The sequence below is a fragment of the Desulfosporosinus sp. FKB genome (assembly GCF_002196705.1).
GTDB lineage: Bacteria > Bacillota > Desulfitobacteriia > Desulfitobacteriales > Desulfitobacteriaceae > Desulfosporosinus.
The window spans coordinates 93,347-113,799 of the sequence record NZ_NADJ01000013.1 but is presented as its reverse complement, the minus strand read 5'-3'; the positions used below and the strand labels follow the sequence as shown (position 1 = coordinate 113,799).

Sequence of the window (20,453 nt, the reverse complement as noted above, 5' to 3'; positions counted from 1 at the left end):
ACGATAGAACGATAGATTATAGAGTAGGAACAGACGTATTTTTAGTATAAATTATTATATTTCGGTGTTAAACCATGTTTTGTAATCAAACCACATATTACCAATGATCTCGCGACAGGCTATACTTATACAGGTATTCTTAAACAAGAGATACTTGACTGCAAAGAATTTTTCCAGCCAATAACCAATCCCCCTGCACGTTAGATGTACTTTTTCGTTCATCCACGTACAGGGGGATTCTTAATTCTTAGTCCATGTTATATTATCAATCGTTTCCACTTTCGCTTCTTAACTATTCATAACGCAGAGCATCAATTGGGTGTAATTTTGCAGCCTTTCGAGCAGGAAATACTCCGAAAATTATCCCGATAGCAAACGAGAAAGCAAAGGCCATAATGATCGGAGATGTTGAGATTTGAGTTGTCATTCCCGCAAATTTATTGAGCAAGGATGAACCTCCAGACCCAAACAGAATACCCAGAACACCGCCGAGCATACTTATAATTACCGCTTCTATCAAAAACTGAAGCATAATCGTTTTTCGTTTGGCACCGATGGCTTTGCGAATTCCTATTTCGCGTGTTCGCTCTGTCACGGAAACCAACATGATGTTCATGATTCCAATTCCCCCGACTAAGAGGGAAATTGCCGCAACTCCACTGAGTAAGAGAGTCAAGGATTGGGATACACCTTCGGCGGTTGACAAGATATCCGTTTGACTCGTTACCGTAAAGTCATTGGTTGCGTTGAAACTCAGACCATGCTGCTGGCGTAAAATTTGGGTGATCTCGGCACTGGCCGTATCCATTAAGTCAGAACTTTTTGCTTCTACATAAATTGTGCGAATACTATCTGAGCCGATGAGCCGGGTCTCAGCCGAGGAGATCGGAACCACAATTTGGTCATCGTTGTTGCTCGCTCCGCTCGACCCCTTGCTTTGTAAGATTCCAATGACTTGGAAAGGTACTTGATTTATATTAATGGTTTGTCCAACCATGTTGGTATTGGGATTACCCGTTAAATCTTGTACTACCGTCGTACCAATCACTGCTACCTGAGCATTATCTAGGTTTTCTTGATCGGTAAAAAATCGTCCGATACTTGCTTGCTGATTACGGACATCTGCATAGGAAGGGGTTGTTCCCACGACCGATGTGCTCGTGTTCTCGCTCCCGTAAACGACCTGTGCCTGTTTACTGGTCGTGGGGGCAACACTCGCAACGGCATCAGCATTGCTTTTAATGGCATTGACGTCATCCATGGTCATATTATTTAAACTTCCCATGCCGCCTTTGACGCCTCCGGTGTTGGACTGACCCGGTGTTACAATGAGTAAATACGACCCTAATCCCTGGATTTGATCGGCAACCGATGCCTTAGCGCCTTGACCGATGGAGACCATAATAATCACGGCACCCACTCCGATGATGATTCCCAACATGGTGAGAATGGAACGAAGTTTATTCGATTTTAGGCCACGCAGAGCAACTCGAATATTTTCCAGAAGATTCATTAACTGGCTACCTCCCTTCGCCAATTGAAGTCTAGATTCAGAGGCTCACCTTCAGCGATGCTTCTATTTTTAACGATCTCATCTCGATCAATAGAACCGTCTTTGAAATGAATAATACGTTTGCTGTATTGAGCTATATCCGGTTCATGAGTAACAAGGACAATCGTAATCCCCATGGCATTTAACTGTTGAAAAATATTCATAACCTCTATGCCTGATTTGCTGTCAAGGTTTCCTGTCGGTTCATCCGCCATCAAAATGACAGGATTATTAACAAGGGAGCGGGCAATAGCAACCCTTTGCTGTTGTCCTCCGGACAATTCATTGGGCTTATGGTGAAGCCGTGAAGATAGTCCAACTGCCGTCAGAGCATTGGTGGCTCTAATCCGCCTTTCCCGAGCACCGATTCCATTATAAAGCATGGGCAATTCAACATTTTCTAACGCAGTCGTTCGGGATAAAAGGTTAAAGCTTTGGAAGACAAAGCCTATCTTGCGATTCCGAATTTCCGCTAACTCATCTTCCCGGGCGCGGTTGATATTTAAATCATCTAACAAAAACTCTCCCGAGGTCGCGGTATCTAAACAACCGAGAATGTTCATCATCGTCGATTTTCCGGAACCGGAGGGCCCCATGATGGCCACAAATTCTCCGTCCTCTATCTTTAAATTAATTCCCGACAGTGCTCTTAGCTCGACATCTCCTGTTTTATAAATTTTGACGATATCTTTAAGATTAATCATTCCATATCACCTGCTTCCTAACCTTGAGCTCTGCTCGATGAACCGCCATTGCCGCCTGAATATCCTCCTCGGCCCCCTCCGGCACTGCCACCATAGCCTCCCATGCCTCCGCCATAGCCACCGAAGTTGCCGGTGCTTCCACCTAAGGCTTTATTAAGGGAATTCCCCGATTGTGAGGTTTGAGATTTCGTTGGCGAGCTCGTGCTTCGGATTCCAAGCACGATTTTATCGCCCGCTTGGAGTCCTTGAACAACTTCGACATTCTTGCCATCGTCAAGCCCAGTTTGGATGGTTTGAGTAACCGGTACCGTGGAACCAGTTTTCAGCAAGGAAACGGTTTCATTAGAACCCTTGGTATGAACTGCCGAACTTGGTATCGTAAGAACGTTTTGTTTTTGAGCAATAATGATCGTCACGTTAGCACTCATTCCAGATTTCATTTCATTATCTTTATTGGTAACATTAATAGTTACGTTGAAGGTGGTTACGCCGCTTTGTGAAGTGCCCGTTGGACTCACTTGAGTCACTTTTCCGGAAAAAGTTTGGCCTTGATAGGCATCCAGGGTGATATTGGCTGCTTGCCCAACACTGACTTTGCCAATGTCCACTTGGTTGACAGGAACGACCACTTGCATCGTGTCGGAAGTACCTATCATCGAGATCAAAGCACTGTTTCCTTGGCTTCCTGTACTATTTGAAGAGGATTGACTACTTGATGAAGTTCCACTTGATGAACCTGAGCCAACCTGACCATTGACAGCGGTAATTATGCCAGCGGCAGGTGCCTTGATAATAGTATCTGCAAGAGCAGTCTCTGCGGAATCATAAGCGATTTGGGCTGAAGAAAGTTGAAGCTGAGCAGCTTCTAGATTAGCGCTGTTGGATCCGGCTTGATCCACTTTTGCTTGGGCTTGGATTAGGTTTGCTTGCGCTGTGTCGATCTGTTCTTGTGCCTGACTTGGATCAAGCTTCGCTAATTGTTGACCGGCCTTCACCGAATCGCCGACTTTAACATCAATCTCGGTAATTTTCCCTCCGCTGCCTGAAGATAAATCATATTGATTGAGCGGTTGAATCGTTCCTGATGCACTGACTGATTTCTCGACAGTACCCATTCTTACTGTTCCTGTAATATAACTTGGTGTATCTGCTTTAGCATTTTGGGTGTTATAGAGTATATTTCCACCAACTAGTGCTACAGCTACAATTAGGACACCTGAGATAACCCAATCAATTCGTCTTCTTTTCATAACTTGCACACTCCTGTTTTTTACTGAGATTTTTTCGAAGTATTTTCAACGACAAGTGCAATATTAACACAACCAAAATAGGAATGTGTGAAGAAATTATGAATTAAATAACCTTACATTATATGATTTGCTGGGAAAACTGCCACCAGTTTCTATTTACAATTATATGCTTGTAGTTTAACTTTATTAAACCTAAAATTAATTTGCCTTCATTATGTTTTTGAGCAAAATTTAGTTTTAATGCATATTTTGTTCATTTTTCTTAATGATCAAATCCTATACTTCTTTAACAATTTCTTATAAAAATATTAATGTTAAGGATACATTTCCTTTATAGTTTGTCCATTCTTCTTATATATAATGAACCTAATCACATACAAGTTTCGAACTAAAAAATGAAGGAGTTGCTTTATGAAAAAGAGTTTGTCGACCCTATTAATTCTTGTAACCTTTTTCGTTTTCGGCTTCGCTCAAACTGCACAAGCATCCACCGGAAATACCTTACTAAAAGTCGGCTCAACTGGCCAAGGGGTCACGCAGGTGCAAACCGAACTGAACTACCTGGGTGATAATGTTGGTAGTCCTGACGGTATCTTCGGTGCAAAAACCAAAGCGGGAGTTGTTGATTTTCAAAGAGCAAACTCTTTAAGTGCCGATGGCATCGTTGGAACGAACACAAGTGAAGCCCTGATCAATGCTTATGCCAAGAAATTACATGCTGATAAAGCCAACGCCATCATTGCCACTGCCGAAAAATACATTGGGGCTCCGTATCTATGGGGCGGCGAATCTCCCACCGGTTTTGATTGTTCGGGATTCGTTCAATACGTCTTCGCCCAAAACGGGATTAGCTTACCCAGAGTTTCAAGCGATCAAGCGACTGTAGGGACACCGGTAAACTTTAATGCGCTGGAACCAGGTGATTTGATCTTCTTCTCCATGAATAATGACGGAAAAGTAGACCATGTGGGTATTTACATCGGAAACGACCAGTTCATCAATGCTTCCAGTTCTGAGGGAGTTACAATTTATCCGATTGGACCCTATTGGACATCCGTTGAATTAACCGCTAGACGGGTATTTTAGTCACCCTCTTCGATCTGTTTATTCTCAATATGGTTAAATGATATTGGATGATAAGAGCAACAGCCGAATGCTGTTGCTCGTTTAATGATGCTAGAAATTATTGAGATCGATTTCTATTTTACCCTTCACGATACGTACCCGAACATAAAGCGCAAATTAACAATCTCCCCTGCTTCAAATTGCCTTCGTATCCGCCATTTGAAGTTTTCGCTGACCAAATGACTGTAAGCGTCAAACGTGTTGACGCCTTGACAAATATCTACTCGTATCAAGCGATTATAGGAACCCTTCGTCACTGATGTCTACGACATCCAGAAACTGTTTCCGTATGAGCTCCCGGAATTCCTCATCACTGAGGCGATCGCCTTTATAAACACCGTCTTCCACCAGACGATCGTCAATCAATCTTGCAAATTCCACGTCTTCGCGGGCCATCTTTTGGTAGCGCTTCTGTACTTCATAGGGGAAATCGAGTTTGAAATCGATACGACTCATATTGCCTTTGAGGAACGCTTCGACCATATCGAGAACTGTGTCAATGTTACTTCGCTTTTTCATATTGGCTCCTCTCACTTAAGTTTGGCGGGACTTTACACATCTCCGGCGCGTTCCAGGGCAGTAGCTGTTCTAATTGTTCCGGATTACCGAGTTCCATGTTAGGCGCTGCATCAAAGACGTAACTCAGATACCGATAGGGATCTAGTCCGTTTTCCTTTGCTGTCTCAATGAGACTAAACATGATGGCGCTGCCCTTAGCCCCTTTCGGCGTGTTGGCAAATAAAAAATTCTTCCGGTCAATGACGAAGGGTTTAATGCTGCGCTCCGCCCGGTTGTTGCTAATCTCCAGCCGTCCGTCCAAGAGATAGTTTATTAGCCAAGGCCACTGTTCTTGTATGTAATAGATTGCTTTGCCGATCGCAGATTTCGGCGCGGTTTTCTGGGCACTCAGCCATGCTGAAAAGGCATCAAGCACCGGCTTTGCTAGTCCCTGACGTTTCTCATAACGTTTTTCCTCGGGGTATGCTGTCAGTTGCTCTTCGATGTTAAACAACGTATCGCAATAGCGTTTTCCGTGCAGGGCCAAAGACCCCTCCCGGTCTTTGGGCGGGAGAGCTTTCAGAGCTTCATCAAATTTTCGTCGGGCATGCGACTTATTCGAGAACTGGAATAAGTCGCATTATCCCAGATGTATGATTATCCGAGAAAGTATGCTCGAAGCTGAAGAGATAGGTAAAGCCTTAAAACCTTCTCGGATAATCATAATGAAACAATCAGCGTAGAAAATCAGGCATTTCATTATCATGGACAGTGTTATGGTCAACGTTGGCTGGTATTGAGAACCATCGCTCATTCCATTCCCTCAGATGCATATCCACAGTATTCTGGGATATCTCAGCATAAATCTGAGTTGACTGCAATGACGAGTGTCCAAGAAAGTTCTTAATCACAACAAGAGGGACACCTGCTTCTAACATATGGCTTGCTGTCGAGTGTCTCATTGAATGGGGCGTATAGCTGTCATCAATAAATAAGCCAGAATTCTTTTGCTTTGCTATCCAGACATATTTTTTAAAGATTTCTTCGATGCAGGATACGGTCACCTTTTCGTGTGTCTGGCTGGAGAATATATGCCTTTCCGGAAGTGATGCTATCTTCCTATGATCAATGTAGCCCTTCAAGAGAGATGCGCATTCATAAGAAATTCCAATTCTTCTCCTTTTGCGTCCCTTTCCAGTGATGTTAAGAGAAGCACCTTTTTTCGAGAATTGAATGTCCTTCACGGTAAGGTCACATATTTCCTGAGCCCTTGCACCACTGGCATACATGAGACTAAGAAGCACTTTGTCCCGTAGACCGATCTCATAGTGATCGTCCGGAAGCTTCAGTAGAATTATGACCTCTTCCCTTGTGAAGATCGCCCGATTCTTATGTGCGACCTTCTTCATCGGAATCCTTGTGACACTGCTTCTGAATGTCGATGCAGCTGCGAAATCCCTGTTTTGTGCATAAGAGGAGAATGACGAAAGTGCTGACAGGCGCTGGTTCTTGGTAGTTGCACTACATCCTCGTGACTTTTCAAGCCACGACAGGAAGTCAATAATTGTCTGGTAATCGAAACCCTCAAAAGCTATCTGATCAGCTGAGATACCTTTCTCCTGATACATATATTTCAGGAGCAGTCTGAAAGCTGCTTTATACGATTTTATCGTAAGCGATAATCCCGATACTGTTAAGGTACTTCATAAAAATACGTATGACTATGACCTCATTTGCTATGGAACTGCTCTTTCCGTTTAGGGTATGAATCCAGTTATTAATCAGGGTTTCTGATACGGAATTTTCATTTGTATATCTAGCTGAAAACGTATCAAAATCTGCAAGATAATGACAGTCATGGGCATATGCGCTCTTACTGAGTGATGCTTGTCGCAAGGAAAGAAAATCTTCAAGTTCTTTCCGGAAGGGACTATTGAATGTCCTCATAACTGCCACTCCCTTCCAGAAACTCTTTGAAACAACCGGAAGGTGCAGGAGGTTCAATAGCATACTCGCGAAGCCTCTCGATATCAACTCTTGCATAGTGCTTGACGGCATCAGGGTCTGTATGTCCAAGGATTTTCCGTACTACATCGTATGGCACCAGATGGTTTATCATTGAGCTGGCCAGAGAAGAACGGAACACATGGGGTCAATGCTTCTTATCAGTGATATTGATGCCAGCTTTACAAAAATATTTGTTAGTCTCGAAGCGAATTACAGAAGCAGTTATCTTCTCAAATGGGGCATTTGACCTCAGGAATACATAGGGCTGACTCGATTCCGGCCTTCCGTTCTTAAGATAATCGGCTAATGCAGTTTTTACTGCCAAGATCATAGGAAGGACAAGAGGCTCACCTGTCTTTTCCTGTGTAAAACTGATAGTGTCGTTACCGAAGTCAAGCGACGAAAAAGTGAGATTTGCTATATCGCCGGATCTCATACCAAGCCGAGTTGCGAGAAGCAGCATCGCATAATCGCGTTTTCCGACTTTAGAATTAGTATCAATCGTTTCCTCAAAACGATTGATTTCATCCTCTGTATAGGTACTCGGAAGGCGGAACGCTCTCTTAAAATGAGGGATGATAGTTGAGAAATCATGATTTATCAGACCGGCACAATTCAGATACCGCAGAAACATCCTGATGACAGCCCATCCGTCTTTGTTGTTCTGCATGAGGCATGCCTTGCCGATGATGGCAGCGTCCGCATCCCTAAGGTCATGACATCCAAGAGATTCAAGATGGCAATAGAATTCCCGAAGAAAATATCTCTTTCCAATGATTGTTGATTCCCTGTTTCCATCATCCCTGCATTTCTGCAGATATCCACCCATCAATGCGGTATAGCTTTCGGGCAATGGGATGAGTTCCGTTTTGCGCTGGATCCGATACTTACCAACACAATAATCATCTAAGCGATGAATGACTGTATTAATGTATTGCCGGTTACCTTTACTGAGTACATGCGTTGAAAGATAATCATCAATAAATCTCTGGCCGACAGACGGGTCATAAGTGACGATGTCATTCGCAACCATATGTCGCTCAAGCTGATTCAGCTTCCGGTGATAATTATTGATGGTATCCTTTCTGTAGGCCTTGTCCTGAAGTAGTTTCAGTAGACCCTTCTTCAATGAATCAAACGACTGGCATCCGTATTGTCTTGTACTCATAACTGTCTCCTTTCACAATAGAAATATTAAGGTACATTTCTATTGTAATAGGAGTAGGATTATTTGAGAAAAAAGACGAAAATACAGCAGTTATGCAGCCTGCGCCGAATCTCCTCGGATAATCATACATCTGGGATAATGCGACCAGCAGCCAACTACTGTGATTGGAGCCGGTAGACTATGGTAGCCGCTGTAACCGTCTGCATGCAAATATCCGGAAAAATCCTTCAGAAATTCGGCTGGGCGGCGGGCTTTTCGATCCGGTTGGTATTCATACAAGATAATCGGCTGTCCGGTATCGCCGCTTGTTCGGTATAGCCATATGTAGCTCTTGGACTGAGCGGATTTCCCCGGTTCCCGCAGCACTTGCAGAGTGGTTTCATCTTATGTTGAGCGATATATTATGTAGAGCGATTCCAGATAAAGTTAGAAAGTTATTGTATTCCAGCTGATTAGCCCATCTTTATGGAAATATGACTCAACATAACATTTTGATGTTATCCTCATAAAAAAGGAGGTGCATCAAGATGCATAACAAAACTGGGAAGATTCTTCTTAGGTATGACGTTTATTTAGATATCTTGGAAGAATACTTGAACCTAGAAGAATTCAGCAACCTGTCACCACTGACAATTTCATCAAAAAGATTAACGATTACTTCTTTTTTGAATTATCTTGGTGACAACAACGTAAAGGATTTTCATCATTGCCTACAGAAAAATGTGACTGGCTATTTATCTTCAGTTGCTAATTTATCCTCTTCTACCATCAGTGGACGCACATTTATCTTGCGCCACTTTTTTAATTACCTGAACCTCGGAAACCTCATCCCGTTTTCGGGATATGAGATTTTCCCGGTTATATTTACAAACAAACGGGAACGTATACTTTCCTTTTATTCTATTGAGGAAGTCAGGCGAATCATCTCTGCCATAGACCGGGGTACGCCTTATGGAAAAAGGGACTTTGTCGTACTACTGCTAGCTGCAGAACTTGGTATGCGCTCCGGAGACATCATCCGGCTGAAAATGTCGGATATCCATTGGGTACATGATACGATTGAGTTTGTTCAGTATAAGACTAAAATCTTTAATCAGCTTCCTTTACTGGAAAATATCAAGTATTCATTGATCGATTATCTAAAAAATGGGCGTCCGAAAAGTGACTCAGAGTACATTTTTATCGGTATAAAAAATGGCAAAAAGCCGTTGACTAATACCTGTATACACCATATAGTTTCTAAATATTTCCGAAAGGCAAACATTGACACATCGGAACGTAAACATGGGCCACATGCCATGCGGCATTCTCTAGCAAGCAACATGCTCCATAACAATACCCCTATGCATGTAATTAAGGAGGTATTGGGACATTCAAGCATCAATACGACTAGAATTTATCTTAATATTGATGTTGAGGCCCTTAGAGAATTAGCTTTGGAGGTGCCATATGAAACAGTATGAAACCTTCGATTTCCCCGAGACTTACCGTGACGTTGCCATGGATTACATAGAGTATAAACATTCCCTCGGATTTAAGTATTCGTATATCGAACAGACCAAGGTAAACAGCATGCTTAATTTTATATACGCTAATTCAAAATCCGATCCTATACTGGCTTTACCGCCAGAACTGGTTAATACTTATGCATCGAAAAGGGGCTCTGAAAGTGTCCGGAGCCTTCATGCAAGACAATCTCATATAAGACAGTTTGCCCTTTTCTTAAACCTTAGAGGCATTCCAGCTTATGTTTACCCAAAGGAACTGGTTAAAACTACCGAAGACTTTGTTCCGTATATTTTTACCTATGAGGAAATCAGCAGAATTCTTCAGGAAGCTGATACAATCGGGCCAAACAAGAATAAGTTTGTAAATACCCCTTATATATATCCTGCGGTAATCCGTATGCTTTATGGATGTGGATTACGAGTAAGCGAAGCCCTTGCCCTTAAGCGTGAACACGTCGATTTAGATAATGGAGTTCTTATCATTATGAACGGTAAAAATAATGTATCCCGCTTGATTCCAGTATCCGAATCATTACGACAGTATTTATCCTGGTATGATTCAAAGGTTATAAGAGCGGGAAATCCATATTTTTTCCCTGCGCTTCACAATGAAAGATACTCTCCAACAACCATCCGGAATCAGTTTAGAAATCTAGAAAAGAAAGTCGGCATATCCCAGTTAAGTAATGGAAAGTACCCACGCGTACATGACCTAAGACACACTTTCAGTGTCCATGCTTTGGAGCAGATGATTCGCAAAGGAATAGATCCTTACTGCTCACTTCCCATACTTAGTACCTATCTAGGACACAAGGGTATTGAATCAACAGAAAAGTACCTCCGACTGACAAAACAATATTTCGTCGACACCGCTGTCTCATCCTGTATCATAACCGGCTGCCGCTTTGACCCTTCAAGAAGGTTTTGTGTCCCTGCGTCCCAAACAACACGCTGCCACCGATAAAAGGTCTGAGGACTGATATTGTGCTCGTTGCACCAAGTGCGAATCGTTTGACCGCTGTTCCGACACTCATAGATAAGCTTGCGCCATTTCTCCACTTTTAGCTCATGTTTTACCTTTTGCAGTTCCATTTTTCACCCTCTCCTGCGAGTAGTATTAAGAGCTACTGAGAGTTTTCGCGATATCTCAGGATGCTCTCTCTACCATAGTTTCTCACAGAAAAAGCGTGTGAGCTATGTGTCGTTAGATTTGACGCTTACTGAACATCTACTACCAACAAAACTATGTTACTCATTTTTTTGCTCCATTCTAAAAAATCACTCATGTCACGCTCTCCACCACCTTCCCCATATCCACCAGACAACACATCCCATCCTGCGGGATTGAAGGAGTTCGGTGGTTTGACTTGTGGCAAAACAGTGTTGTTAGAGATTTTGGGAATAATATGAGAAACGCATCCCTAATATAGATCCCCGTATTTAACCAGGGATTATATGTAAAAAATATTATTATTCTAATTCAAATCTGAATACATACACTGAGTCGTTATCGCTAATCAAATCTTTAAATGCAGTTACTTCTCCTGTAAATACGGTCTGCGGTATAATCGGGCAAACTGATTGATTGTACGTCATCACCGCTAAAATTACAGGTTTACCTTTAATTATGTCTGAGCCGTTTGTACTCGCTGATGTTGTTGCACCATCCTTATCTATTGGTATACTTGATATTAATCTGCTGGAGCCACTATTACCGATGTAAGAAATAATCCATTTTTGCTCATTTGCACCTTGATCAGCCTCTAATGTTGCCAAAACTATCTTTTCGGTATTATCTCCATTGGTATTAAATATGCTATTTCCATCCATTATTCTTTTAATTACACCTTTATGATAATAATCTATCCAACAATGGGCTTGACCATTTTCCCCTTTTGGCAAACTTACCTGAAAAACAAAGTATTTCTGCACTCCAACCGCATTGAGTAATTGTTTTTCGTCTTTTGACAGTTCTACCGGTATAATCTTTCCATTTTCGGCTTTGGTTGAAGCCTTATTGTTTGAACATCCTGACACAAGTAAAATAATGCTGAACACTGTCAGGACAATAAAAATTTTCGCAATTTTTTTAATATTTCTCTTTCTCATGTTCAGAACCTTTCTTCCGCGTGGTGCTATGACCGGTGTGACGCATCCCATCCATCCTCCAGTATTCACTAGGTAAGTTCATCCCATCCTGCGGGATTAAAGGAGTTCGGTTGTTTGATCGGGGGCTGGGGTTTAATAGGTAGGCGGTTATCTCTTCTTAAAGTTAACGCTCTTTCTAGAAATAAGCATTGCAACCGTCATTGGGATCAAGTAACTCAAAACAATATAAGGTCGTGTAGATCTGCTCATGTTTTCTGTCCAAATAGCCAAAATCATAACTGCCGTTGCTATGACCATCATCGCAATCGATACAACTTTACCTTTTGATTTAATCATTAGTTTCTCCTTCAATAATATAGAAGCATAGTCCATACTTTTTTAACAACACCCTCCCACCTTCCCGGTTCAGCAAGCGTCTTTGGAAAGGTAAGGGCATCTTGTTAGGGTTCTCACACTATTTAGCCTTAAATGCCTGCCAAATGTAGAAAATCAGAGTAACTAACGGTAGCAATATAGATATTAAGATGAAACCTATTCCAAGACCTAGCTCCTTACCAATTGCACCCTCAATAGTTCTCCATTGAATATAAGCGAAAATCCAAATAACTTCCGCCTTCAGAGATTGGACCATTAACCTGGCTATCTGATATTGTATTTCTGCGTTTTGCTCGGTAATAGCAAATGGATAATTAAACTTATGTGGATAACGATTAATAATTGATAGGAATATGTACATTAGAATGATCACTGGAACTAATAGGAATATTTCCCCTTTCGACCCCCATCGATCAACTTGACCCTGAATATTGTAATGAGCCGGAATTTTACTCGGTAATGAGGACCATATAATTACAGGATAAATTAATGAAGCTACTACTCCAATTATAGCTCCAATATCAAATATGTTTTCCAGTAAGGAACGATGCATTTGTATTCGCGGACGTTTTTCCTTCGAAGAACTCTCAGTCATAACTTGCTCCTTTATTAAAGCAAACTATTTGGCTATAGTCAGACTTCTAAATAATATCAATTCCAAATATGCCCCATCCCCTCCACCTTCCCATCCTGCGGGATTGAAGGGGTTCGGTAGCTTGACTGGTAGCTGGGATTTATGGGGATTTGAAGTTGAGGGTACGGAGGGAGTGTTGGGTTGGTTGGAAGTAATCAGCTTTTTTATCCAATACTAAATAAAAATCCAGAAATAAAAGCTGCTTGTAATGCCCTTACTTCTTCAGTAAAGTGTACATGATCATAATGAATATTGTTTCCTAGACTGCTAGTAAATGAAAATAAATCAATTATTGGTATTTGACGATTGTCCATTATTTTTTGTGCCAAATTGTTATAGAGTTCAACATCTTTGCCATACCTTAGAAATCCTTCAGATCTACGATTATGGATTATATCAATAACTGGGGTAGTCGTGATCCAAAACATTCTTTGTGACATTTTCAAGGTAACTTCACAAATTTGTTTTAAATTCTCCTCATAGCGCTCTTTCTCAGTTTGAATTTGCTTATCATTACGATCTACCCTTATATCATGCAAACCACAATTCACGAGCAATATGTCGTAATATACACCTTTTTTCTCTTCATCTCTTAAATACTCCAGGACCATATTACTGTCACCCGCATTAGCCCCATTCGGCTTATCCAAATCCTTGAGAGCATCAATAACCTGGCCCTTTTGTTGATACTTAAACTTACTGCTTATCATTTTTCCCAAAAATGGGCTGTAGTGTATCGAGATGCTATCGCCAAGGACAAATACTGTTTTCTTTTCCATATATTTCACCTTGCTACTCAGTCAATTAACTTAGCTTCTACGTTTTGCCTTTTTCCCCAATCCGATCTTCGAATCTCGTCTACCTTTAAAAAACTCCTCTCCACCATAACACTCCATAAACCTATCCCCCACCTACCCTGTTCGCTGAGCGCCTTTGGATAGGTAAGGACATCCATCCTGCGGGATTTGAAGTAGTTCAGTGGCTTGACGGGTGGCTGGGATTTGGGGGATTTGGGGTAGCGGGGGTCACTGTGGTGGTGGTGTGGTGTCTACATAATTACAGTTATGCAACTATCTGTATTCAATAAATCATCAAAATCAAAATTAGCGATATCCACAAAGTCACATTCCTCTTGTAATATCTCATCCATTTTGTGGTTTCCGAACCATAGTGACCAAAGTTCGAAATAAGTACCTTCTCCAAAGTTATCCTGTACATATTCTTGAAACTGCTTTTTCCACTTAGAGTTAAATCTTCCACCTAGCCAATAAATGTATTTCCTTTTAATATATTCTCCTGTTTCATGAGGAGGATTTGTACATTTCGATATTTGTAGCCCTGTAGTGTCGGCGTCTTTCGGAATTACTAATGCTTTACAATCATCAGAAAGTTTATCCCGATCCCAAAATGATATTGGTCTAGGACTCATGGTCTTTAAGTCCTTAACCGTCAGCCTTAAGACGCCAGAGAAATCTATTTCTGGCAATTCAACGTCAGCTGCAATAAACATAAACCTACTCATTGAATCACATCCGTTCCATAATACTCTGGGCGCATAACCAAAATGCATTCACGCCTTGTAGCACATCCCCTCCAACTTCCCGGTTCGGTGAGCGCCTTTAGATTGGTAAGGGCATCCCGCAGCATTAGTTGTTAAGGGTTAGCGCGGGACGAGGGGTTAGGTGTTGTTGATTAGATGAGCCATCTTTATTTCGAATGAAGTCGGTCCAAGTTCACTTTCTTTTGAAAAAATGACAACTGCAACGTAAGATATTCCTCATTAGAACATTTATCTTTAATGCTATCTGCGTATTTTTGAGTTTGTATAAATGTTTTGGAACTTATTTCACAAGGATAGCTTGGACACATTCCGCAGTTATCAATTTCTTTTGAACTCGCACACTGTTGTATTCCATACCTGCAAAAATTTGAAGTTAGGCACCCATAACATTTAATTGCTTCAGGAAATACAACTGTATCACGCCATCCAGCTCGAAACCATAAATCTGCTACCTCCTTAAGTTGAAGAATATCACCTTTTTCAGTAGCTGTGTACCTCGGGCATACCGAACAATCATTTCCACAATAAGACAGCTTAGTCATATGAGACTCCTCTCTTCATACTGGTATGCCGCACACCTCCACCTTCCCAGTTCGGTGAGCGTCTTTGGATAGGTAAGGACATCACATCCTGCGGGATTGACGGAATTCGTAAGGTTGACGGGGGGCTAGGTTTTATAGGAATTTGGGGTTGTAAGGTTAACAAAGATGATTAGGACTTTTATCGAAACAAAGAATTCAATCTTATCTAAAATCCTTATTTGTCCCCATTTACCGGATACCACTTCAGATCATTACTGCTTAATACACTTGTGTTCTTCGGATATCTATATTCATACAGAGGAGCGCCATCTTTTGAAAGCGCTGTGGGTTTTAAATCATAGGACTGGATTAACTTATTCCAAGAAAAGATTACTGGCGTTCCCGTTTTTACCACTTTTTTCTCTTGTTCACTAGCTGAACCCATTTCAATGGATGCAACATTAGGATCAGATGTTTGCACCGCTAATACTGTAGCCTGATTTTTGCCGCTTTTATAACTCATCCAACCAACTGTGTTAATCTTATCTGAAGATAATTTATCAAGTGTGCAAACATCTGGCGCTCTCCATAAGAAACCGCTTCTAATTGCCAATACAGTCCGGGGACCATTTGGCGTATTAAATAGGATTACTTTCCCCCAGCCGAAATCAACATTTCCAAAAGGTACTGAGTTCTCTCCAATATCAAAATGTGCTGCCTCCAAAGGAGTAAATCTATAACCGCCAAAATAGCAATACCAAACTGCGACTATCAAAATAACAATGACTATAACAATTTTGGCATAAGCTTTCTTCATTTTTACTTAATTCCTCCGTCTCAACTCAACCGCTCTCTCTATATAAGGGACCCATTCTCGGACTCAGCGCCGCTATCCAACCCACACTTCCCCCGGCATCCGCCAAGTAATCTCATCCCATCCTACGGGATTGAAGGAGTTCGGTGGGGTTGACTGCGGGCTGGGTTTATGGGGATTTGGGGTTGAGGTTAGCTGGTACGGGTAAATGGCTAGGATACTAAATTGAGAAGGGCCTTCTATAAATATAGAAGAAATTATTCCATACGTTTAATGCTCTCTTGCACTATGCCCACCATATCTTCTTCAGCACCTAGACTGAAGTTAAAAAGAACACCTTTCCCTCCACCAGCACCAATCGCAGAAATAAAAATATTATCGCCATGTCCCACTACGGTGAGGCTTAAACTCGCTCTGTTTCCATTTCTCATAAAATATTTATCGTAAACCCGAACGGCTATATTTGTATTTCCAGAAATGTAATTGCTCTCATCGACTAAATTCATAGTTAATCCACTATTGTCAATATCTTCCTGCAACTGGTTAACCACTTCCTCAAATTGACCAGTAATCGTTTTTTCATACTTAGCCATTATTCTCCCTCCCTCATATTGAGCCCCTATACCCATCCAACGTATCCCATCCAGCTTTCCGACCAAATAACTATCCCTGCTTTCCAGGACAAAATATTACCGCGTTAAGCTGTCTGCCAACTAACGGAATTGGCGTCCGGGCCGATTCTAACCGCTCTCTTTTCCTAATTATACCACTCTATCTCGACAAATTGTAAAAATCCAGAGCAACACGCCCTGGATTCGCAAAGCCGTTTAGATTATTTGGTTTTTCGTGGGTGGGGATTTTTGCCTACTTTTTAGGGAAGCCGAATCAAGATTTTATACTTCTTTTCATTTCTCTTCCAATCAAACACACCTAGTCCTAATCCCCATATAAAAAGAATAGCAACACCAAATAATGAGTTCGAAAGAAACTTATGAACATCTCCATGACCAAGTGCTGTTCCTATTAATCCACCAAATAGCCCTCCAACCGGAATTGCAACACAATATAGAAGTATATGTTTAAATGGTCCTTTTGCACGTTTTCTTTCCCACTTACGGATAAATTTTGCTGGTTCCATCAAAATATGCCTCCAATGAAACGATATAAGATGCAGCTTTTTATAACCCCGACTTTATGTCAAACAGTAAAATATCAATTCCAAATATACCGTATTCCTCCATCCCACACCTCCCCCTATCCACCAGGCAACCACATCCCATCCTACGGGATTGAAGGAGTTCGGTGGGGTTGACTGAGGGCTAGGGGATATGGGGCATTTGGGAGTTGAGGGTAGCGGACTAAGTAATAGTGCATTGAATTAACATTCGAAGAGATGAACGAAATTGCTCACTAATTAATCAGTAATATCCTCTGGAAGTGAAGCTCTCCTACGAATACTTCAACCTCTGAAATAGTATTCATGTGAGCATAATTTTTTATCATAGGGTTCCTTAAGAATATTTGTACAATACCTCGGATAATTTATCAGTACTATTAGCTTTTCTATCATCGTAAATAGTCCATACTATATCATTTTCTTCATAACAGTGAAAAATTCTTTTACTTTTTGATGCGACAAAGATAACCCTATCTACAGACAAATTATTATAACAGGCAATAGAGAGTGTTTTTCTAGAATATTGGCAATCCGCATTTTCGGTATTTTTCTCTAACCACTTATAAATTCTATTTTCTTCTACTAGATATATTAAACAATTTAAAAGGCACTTAAATAAAAATACCGCTATGCCTGCACCTGCTCCCCCACATATACCTATCAATATACTTTGACCAATCGATATTTGCAATTTAACATATTTCTCCTTTCACTTCTGGTCAAAACTTTTTTGAACAGGCACTGGAGATTAAAAAATCTCTAATCTATTTTCATATGCATTCAACATATTTCCAAACATTCCTTCCAATCTTGTGCAAAATCCTCTCCGTGCCAGAACTAGCACCAATCAGACCACATGTCTGATTGTATATTCTAACTTCCATGTTCAATGAGAGGTAGAACTTCAGTTATCCACCAAGCAACCTCATCCCATCCTGCGGGATTGAAGGCGTTCCGGTAGGTTGACGAGTGGCTGAGGCTTATTAGAGGCGGGTATTTCTTCTCGAGGTTAGCTTGGAATGCTACAGGTAATTTTAGATTGACTAAAGGTATTTTTTAAATCCTCGAACAAAATCCAAATCATAACCAATAGCCTCATAAAAATGATGTGCTTCTTTTCTTTTGCCTCCGGATAGAAACATCGTGTAAAAGCAGTTTCTTGTACGCCCAATATTCTCTATTTCTTCCATAAGTATTTTCCCAATTCCTCTACCGCGCCAAGTATTTCTTACTATAACATTTCGATTACCATGAACGGTTTACATTTACGAACTAAATCCAAACAAATGATTCCCATTACTGAGCCAACAACTAAATTATCATCTTTTGCAACCAAAATTACATAATCAGGATTTGAATCCATCACCTTAAAATTTTCTTTCATCTTATTGATATCTGTTTCTTCGCCACTTAACTCTTCATATAGTTGAGCCAATGATTCCAAATCATCAACGATTGCAGTATGTATAGCTATCAAGAGATTTGTCTCCTCCCATACATCACATCCTTCCGCTCTCCACACTTACCCTTATCCGCCAGGTAAGCACATCCCATCCTGCGGGATTGAAGAAGTTCGGTGGGTTGACTGGGGGCTGGGATTTATACAGGGCGGCTAATTCTTCAGTGGATATGAAATAGAACGTCCATGAGGGCGTTCTACTATTAATTAATTAAGTTGGAGCAAGTACCTTTTCTTCCTCGCTTCTTACAAAAGTATGGCATACTTCACATTGATAATTTTTCGTTACAACCGTAAACGTTTTTCCATCTGTGTCGATAGATTTATTCTCTGTTGAAAATATCACCATATTTCTTGCGACTCCACATCGTGGACATAGTTCATTTGCCATAATTAACCCTCCTCCAGGACTTTAATCTTCAATTAAATCATTATGATAAATGATATACTCCACTTTCTTACAAATCAAGTCAGTTAATACACCTTCAAAAATGTGCCCGGATTTGTATCAAATAAGCACCCCACGCCCTACCAACACCACGCAAGACTCGGTACTTGACTGTTGGCTAGGTTTATAGAGGCGGTTTCTTGAACTTAGCAAGGCGCAACCGGCGGTGTGTTTAATTTTCGATGAAGTGTTCGATCATACTGCCGATTTGGTTTATCCGATTGTGGCCGAAATATGTCAACCAGTCCACTCCCTATTCCCTAGTGAACTTATTTACCAGTCCACCGTAAAAACAGTAAAGAATAAATTACAATCACAAGCACTACTACAAACAAGGCAATTATAATTTTCTTTGATTTCATTTTCTTCCTCCAATAATTACAAGTGAATGGAATTCCGGCGTTGTTTTTTCGATTTTCGTTGTAACACACCCACTACTTAAATAACCGTGACTTATGAACTCCATAAACATTCTCAGACTCCCAAACGCTCTCGGTGGGTTATTCAATACTGTATCAATGCCACACTCAGCTCATATCTTAGTCAACCAGTACACTTTCGCCCCTACCATCCCCACTCAATCTTCGAAAGGGGCCTTCTTTTGGGAAGCGGGGAATTTTTCATTTCATAAATAACTCTTTGGTCTTCATGGAAGGAAAAGAGTTACTAATTAAAATTTCATCCTATGTTTTTCCACATTTCATTTGAGAATGTACCACTTGCGACACTCGAAACTGAACCAGTCATATAAACATGCCCATCCAAATTTATTTCGATTTCAATAATTCCACCAGGCATGTGTACCTTTAGCTCATTATCAACTAAACCTAGTTTATATGCAGCACTCGCTGCCGCACAGCTACTACTCCCGGATGCCAAAGTATAACCCGCTCCTCGCTCCCAGATCTCAATTTTAATATTCTTTCGATCGATAACCTTTAATAATTGTGTATTAATTCTATTTGGAAACATTGGATGGTTTTCAATAACTGGACCTAATTTTCTTGCTAATTCCTCCGAAATCATATCCATAGGAATCACACAGTGTGGATTTCCTATAGAAAGACTTGTGATTCTAAACGGAACACTTTCTATTTCTATAACTTCGTCAATAACTTCTCGTGATTGTCCTGCCACTGGAATAGTATCACTCAGAAAGGTAACTGTCCCCATATCAACTTTGATTAACTTTCCTTTCTCATCTAAGATGGTAACAAAAACCTTCCCGCCTAAAGTATCTAAAGAAAAACAGTTAGTTTTAATATAGCCCTGATCAAAAAGATACCTTGAGAAAATCCTGATTCCGTTGCCACTTTTCTCTGCCTCACTACCGTCGGGATTCAGAATTCTGAGTTTTAGGCTATCACCCTCAAAGAATGGTCCATATAAAATGCCGTCAGAGCCTATTCCGAAATTACGATGACAAATTAGTTTGATGTTTTCTTCGGTGAGATTAATCCTAGTTTTATTAGGGTCAATTACAATATAGTCATTACCCAAAGCATGGTATTTGTAATAATCTACTTTCATCGTTTTCTCCTTG

The 20,453-nt window shown here is 40.9% G+C and carries 24 protein-coding genes and 3 pseudogenes; 3 read left to right on the top strand and 24 right to left on the bottom strand.

Going from position 1 to position 20,453, the window contains the following annotated elements:
- Positions 1-292 precede the first annotated feature (292 nt).
- Genes B5Y67_RS03920 through B5Y67_RS03910 form a run of 3 tightly spaced genes read right to left on the bottom strand, consistent with a single transcriptional unit; the run spans position 293 to position 3,506 of the window.
- Positions 293-1,513: an ABC transporter permease gene (locus B5Y67_RS03920; RefSeq protein WP_088225236.1), complete on the bottom strand. Its 1,221-nt coding sequence runs from the start codon at positions 1,511-1,513 to the stop codon at positions 293-295.
- A complete protein-coding gene (locus tag B5Y67_RS03915) occupies positions 1,513-2,256 on the bottom strand; it encodes an ABC transporter ATP-binding protein (protein ID WP_088225235.1) in 744 nt (247 codons plus the stop codon). Before B5Y67_RS03915 ends, B5Y67_RS03920 begins: the two co-directional genes overlap by 1 nt.
- Positions 2,257-2,273: 17 nt before the next feature.
- The gene (locus B5Y67_RS03910; protein ID WP_088225234.1) at positions 2,274-3,506 is read right to left on the bottom strand and encodes an efflux RND transporter periplasmic adaptor subunit; all 1,233 of its coding nucleotides are present in this window, start codon (positions 3,504-3,506) and stop codon (positions 2,274-2,276) included.
- A 411-nt stretch (positions 3,507-3,917) separates the two neighbouring features.
- Between B5Y67_RS03910 and B5Y67_RS03905 the strand changes: the two genes are divergently transcribed.
- A complete protein-coding gene (locus B5Y67_RS03905) occupies positions 3,918-4,592 on the top strand; it encodes an NlpC/P60 family protein (protein WP_088225233.1) in 675 nt (224 codons plus the stop codon).
- A 276-nt stretch (positions 4,593-4,868) separates the two neighbouring features.
- Here B5Y67_RS03905 and B5Y67_RS03900 read toward each other — a convergent pair whose 3' ends face one another.
- From B5Y67_RS03900 to B5Y67_RS03875, 7 genes and pseudogenes are all read right to left on the bottom strand, one after another.
- Entirely contained in the window at positions 4,869-5,150 is a 282-nt protein-coding gene (locus B5Y67_RS03900; RefSeq protein ID WP_242975828.1) for a hypothetical protein, read from the bottom strand.
- Positions 5,134-5,331: a transposase domain-containing protein gene (locus B5Y67_RS26125; RefSeq protein ID WP_282432749.1), complete on the bottom strand. Its 198-nt coding sequence runs from the start codon at positions 5,329-5,331 to the stop codon at positions 5,134-5,136. The genes B5Y67_RS03900 and B5Y67_RS26125 overlap by 17 nt, the downstream gene beginning before the upstream one ends.
- A 24-nt stretch (positions 5,332-5,355) precedes the next feature.
- Positions 5,356-5,730: pseudogene (locus B5Y67_RS26120) on the bottom strand (transposase); the annotation flags it as partial.
- A 133-nt stretch (positions 5,731-5,863) separates the two neighbouring features.
- A complete protein-coding gene (locus tag B5Y67_RS03890; RefSeq protein ID WP_242975841.1) occupies positions 5,864-6,538 on the bottom strand; it encodes a tyrosine-type recombinase/integrase in 675 nt (224 codons plus the stop codon).
- Between the two features lie 247 nt (positions 6,539-6,785).
- Positions 6,786-7,076: a hypothetical protein gene (locus B5Y67_RS03885; protein WP_088225230.1), complete on the bottom strand. Its 291-nt coding sequence runs from the start codon at positions 7,074-7,076 to the stop codon at positions 6,786-6,788.
- Positions 7,060-7,965 (bottom strand): annotated as a pseudogene (locus B5Y67_RS25780) (tyrosine-type recombinase/integrase). Before B5Y67_RS25780 ends, B5Y67_RS03885 begins: the two are co-directional and overlap by 17 nt.
- A gap of 459 nt (positions 7,966-8,424) precedes the next feature.
- A pseudogene (locus B5Y67_RS03875) lies at positions 8,425-8,688 on the bottom strand (transposase); the annotation flags it as partial.
- Between the two features lie 143 nt (positions 8,689-8,831).
- Between B5Y67_RS03875 and B5Y67_RS03870 the strand changes: the two are divergent.
- Positions 8,832-9,767 (top strand): site-specific integrase, encoded by a 936-nt coding sequence (locus tag B5Y67_RS03870; protein WP_088225229.1) that lies wholly within the window; start codon positions 8,832-8,834, stop codon positions 9,765-9,767.
- Positions 9,754-10,776, top strand: a complete 1,023-nt coding sequence (locus B5Y67_RS03865) for a tyrosine-type recombinase/integrase (protein WP_242975826.1) — start codon at positions 9,754-9,756, stop codon at positions 10,774-10,776. The genes B5Y67_RS03870 and B5Y67_RS03865 overlap by 14 nt, the downstream gene beginning before the upstream one ends.
- Before the next feature lie 506 nt (positions 10,777-11,282).
- On the opposite strand, the gene B5Y67_RS03860 is transcribed toward B5Y67_RS03865, so the two are convergent.
- The 14 genes from B5Y67_RS03860 to dapF all read right to left on the bottom strand — a co-directional run bounded on the left by B5Y67_RS03860 (position 11,283) and on the right by dapF (position 20,440).
- The gene (locus B5Y67_RS03860; protein ID WP_140419040.1) at positions 11,283-11,990 is read right to left on the bottom strand and encodes a hypothetical protein; all 708 of its coding nucleotides are present in this window, start codon (positions 11,988-11,990) and stop codon (positions 11,283-11,285) included.
- A 78-nt stretch (positions 11,991-12,068) separates the two neighbouring features.
- Positions 12,069-12,257 (bottom strand): hypothetical protein, encoded by a 189-nt coding sequence (locus B5Y67_RS03855; RefSeq protein ID WP_140419039.1) that lies wholly within the window; start codon positions 12,255-12,257, stop codon positions 12,069-12,071.
- A 118-nt stretch (positions 12,258-12,375) separates the two neighbouring features.
- Complete coding sequence (locus B5Y67_RS03850; RefSeq protein WP_088225226.1) at positions 12,376-12,891, bottom strand: DUF1648 domain-containing protein; 516 nt, start codon at positions 12,889-12,891, stop codon at positions 12,376-12,378.
- Positions 12,892-13,094: 203 nt separating this feature from the next.
- Entirely contained in the window at positions 13,095-13,709 is a 615-nt protein-coding gene (locus tag B5Y67_RS03845; RefSeq protein WP_088225225.1) for an SGNH/GDSL hydrolase family protein, read from the bottom strand.
- A 269-nt stretch (positions 13,710-13,978) separates the two neighbouring features.
- Positions 13,979-14,440: a hypothetical protein gene (locus B5Y67_RS03840; protein ID WP_242975825.1), complete on the bottom strand. Its 462-nt coding sequence runs from the start codon at positions 14,438-14,440 to the stop codon at positions 13,979-13,981.
- Between the two features lie 197 nt (positions 14,441-14,637).
- A complete protein-coding gene (locus tag B5Y67_RS03835; protein WP_088225224.1) occupies positions 14,638-15,033 on the bottom strand; it encodes a DUF3795 domain-containing protein in 396 nt (131 codons plus the stop codon).
- 214 nt (positions 15,034-15,247) lie between these two features.
- Entirely contained in the window at positions 15,248-15,829 is a 582-nt protein-coding gene (locus tag B5Y67_RS03830; protein WP_088225223.1) for a hypothetical protein, read from the bottom strand.
- Between the two features lie 254 nt (positions 15,830-16,083).
- The gene (locus B5Y67_RS03825) at positions 16,084-16,419 is read right to left on the bottom strand and encodes a DUF6054 family protein (protein ID WP_088225222.1); all 336 of its coding nucleotides are present in this window, start codon (positions 16,417-16,419) and stop codon (positions 16,084-16,086) included.
- Between the two features lie 278 nt (positions 16,420-16,697).
- On the bottom strand, positions 16,698-16,964 hold the full coding sequence (locus B5Y67_RS03820) for a hypothetical protein (RefSeq protein WP_088225221.1): 267 nt from the start codon (positions 16,962-16,964) through the stop codon (positions 16,698-16,700).
- 373 nt (positions 16,965-17,337) lie between these two features.
- On the bottom strand, positions 17,338-17,694 hold the full coding sequence (locus B5Y67_RS03815; RefSeq protein ID WP_088225220.1) for a hypothetical protein: 357 nt from the start codon (positions 17,692-17,694) through the stop codon (positions 17,338-17,340).
- A gap of 352 nt (positions 17,695-18,046) precedes the next feature.
- Complete coding sequence (locus B5Y67_RS25775) at positions 18,047-18,193, bottom strand: hypothetical protein (protein WP_242975823.1); 147 nt, start codon at positions 18,191-18,193, stop codon at positions 18,047-18,049.
- Between the two features lie 41 nt (positions 18,194-18,234).
- Positions 18,235-18,480, bottom strand: coding sequence for a hypothetical protein (locus B5Y67_RS25770; RefSeq protein ID WP_242975822.1), 246 nt, complete (start codon positions 18,478-18,480; stop codon positions 18,235-18,237).
- A gap of 193 nt (positions 18,481-18,673) precedes the next feature.
- Positions 18,674-18,853: a hypothetical protein gene (locus tag B5Y67_RS03805; protein ID WP_088225219.1), complete on the bottom strand. Its 180-nt coding sequence runs from the start codon at positions 18,851-18,853 to the stop codon at positions 18,674-18,676.
- Between the two features lie 735 nt (positions 18,854-19,588).
- The gene (gene dapF / locus B5Y67_RS03800; RefSeq protein WP_088225218.1) at positions 19,589-20,440 is read right to left on the bottom strand and encodes a diaminopimelate epimerase; all 852 of its coding nucleotides are present in this window, start codon (positions 20,438-20,440) and stop codon (positions 19,589-19,591) included.
- Between the last annotated feature and the right edge of the window lie 13 nt (positions 20,441-20,453).

Coding starts and splice junctions, on each gene's coding strand:
- B5Y67_RS03920 (WP_088225236.1), bottom strand. CDS start 1,513: ATGAATCTTCTGGAAAATATTCGAGTTGCTCTGCGTGGCCTAAAATCG.
- B5Y67_RS03915 (WP_088225235.1), bottom strand. CDS start 2,256: ATGATTAATCTTAAAGATATCGTCAAAATTTATAAAACAGGAGATGTC.
- B5Y67_RS03910 (WP_088225234.1), bottom strand. CDS start 3,506: ATGAAAAGAAGACGAATTGATTGGGTTATCTCAGGTGTCCTAATTGTA.
- B5Y67_RS03905 (WP_088225233.1), top strand. CDS start 3,918: ATGAAAAAGAGTTTGTCGACCCTATTAATTCTTGTAACCTTTTTCGTT.
- B5Y67_RS03900 (WP_242975828.1), bottom strand. CDS start 5,150: ATGAAAAAGCGAAGTAACATTGACACAGTTCTCGATATGGTCGAAGCG.
- B5Y67_RS26125 (WP_282432749.1), bottom strand. CDS start 5,331: ATGTTTAGTCTCATTGAGACAGCAAAGGAAAACGGACTAGATCCCTAT.
- B5Y67_RS03890 (WP_242975841.1), bottom strand. CDS start 6,538: ATGAAGAAGGTCGCACATAAGAATCGGGCGATCTTCACAAGGGAAGAG.
- B5Y67_RS03885 (WP_088225230.1), bottom strand. CDS start 7,076: ATGAGGACATTCAATAGTCCCTTCCGGAAAGAACTTGAAGATTTTCTT.
- B5Y67_RS03870 (WP_088225229.1), top strand. CDS start 8,832: ATGCATAACAAAACTGGGAAGATTCTTCTTAGGTATGACGTTTATTTA.
- B5Y67_RS03865 (WP_242975826.1), top strand. CDS start 9,754: ATGAAACAGTATGAAACCTTCGATTTCCCCGAGACTTACCGTGACGTT.
- B5Y67_RS03855 (WP_140419039.1), bottom strand. CDS start 12,257: ATGATTAAATCAAAAGGTAAAGTTGTATCGATTGCGATGATGGTCATA.
- B5Y67_RS03850 (WP_088225226.1), bottom strand. CDS start 12,891: ATGACTGAGAGTTCTTCGAAGGAAAAACGTCCGCGAATACAAATGCAT.
- B5Y67_RS03845 (WP_088225225.1), bottom strand. CDS start 13,709: ATGGAAAAGAAAACAGTATTTGTCCTTGGCGATAGCATCTCGATACAC.
- B5Y67_RS03840 (WP_242975825.1), bottom strand. CDS start 14,440: ATGTTTATTGCAGCTGACGTTGAATTGCCAGAAATAGATTTCTCTGGC.
- B5Y67_RS03835 (WP_088225224.1), bottom strand. CDS start 15,033: ATGACTAAGCTGTCTTATTGTGGAAATGATTGTTCGGTATGCCCGAGG.
- B5Y67_RS03830 (WP_088225223.1), bottom strand. CDS start 15,829: ATGAAGAAAGCTTATGCCAAAATTGTTATAGTCATTGTTATTTTGATA.
- B5Y67_RS03825 (WP_088225222.1), bottom strand. CDS start 16,419: ATGGCTAAGTATGAAAAAACGATTACTGGTCAATTTGAGGAAGTGGTT.
- B5Y67_RS03820 (WP_088225221.1), bottom strand. CDS start 16,964: ATGGAACCAGCAAAATTTATCCGTAAGTGGGAAAGAAAACGTGCAAAA.
- B5Y67_RS25775 (WP_242975823.1), bottom strand. CDS start 18,193: ATGGAAGAAATAGAGAATATTGGGCGTACAAGAAACTGCTTTTACACG.
- B5Y67_RS03805 (WP_088225219.1), bottom strand. CDS start 18,853: ATGGCAAATGAACTATGTCCACGATGTGGAGTCGCAAGAAATATGGTG.
- dapF (WP_088225218.1), bottom strand. CDS start 20,440: ATGAAAGTAGATTATTACAAATACCATGCTTTGGGTAATGACTATATT.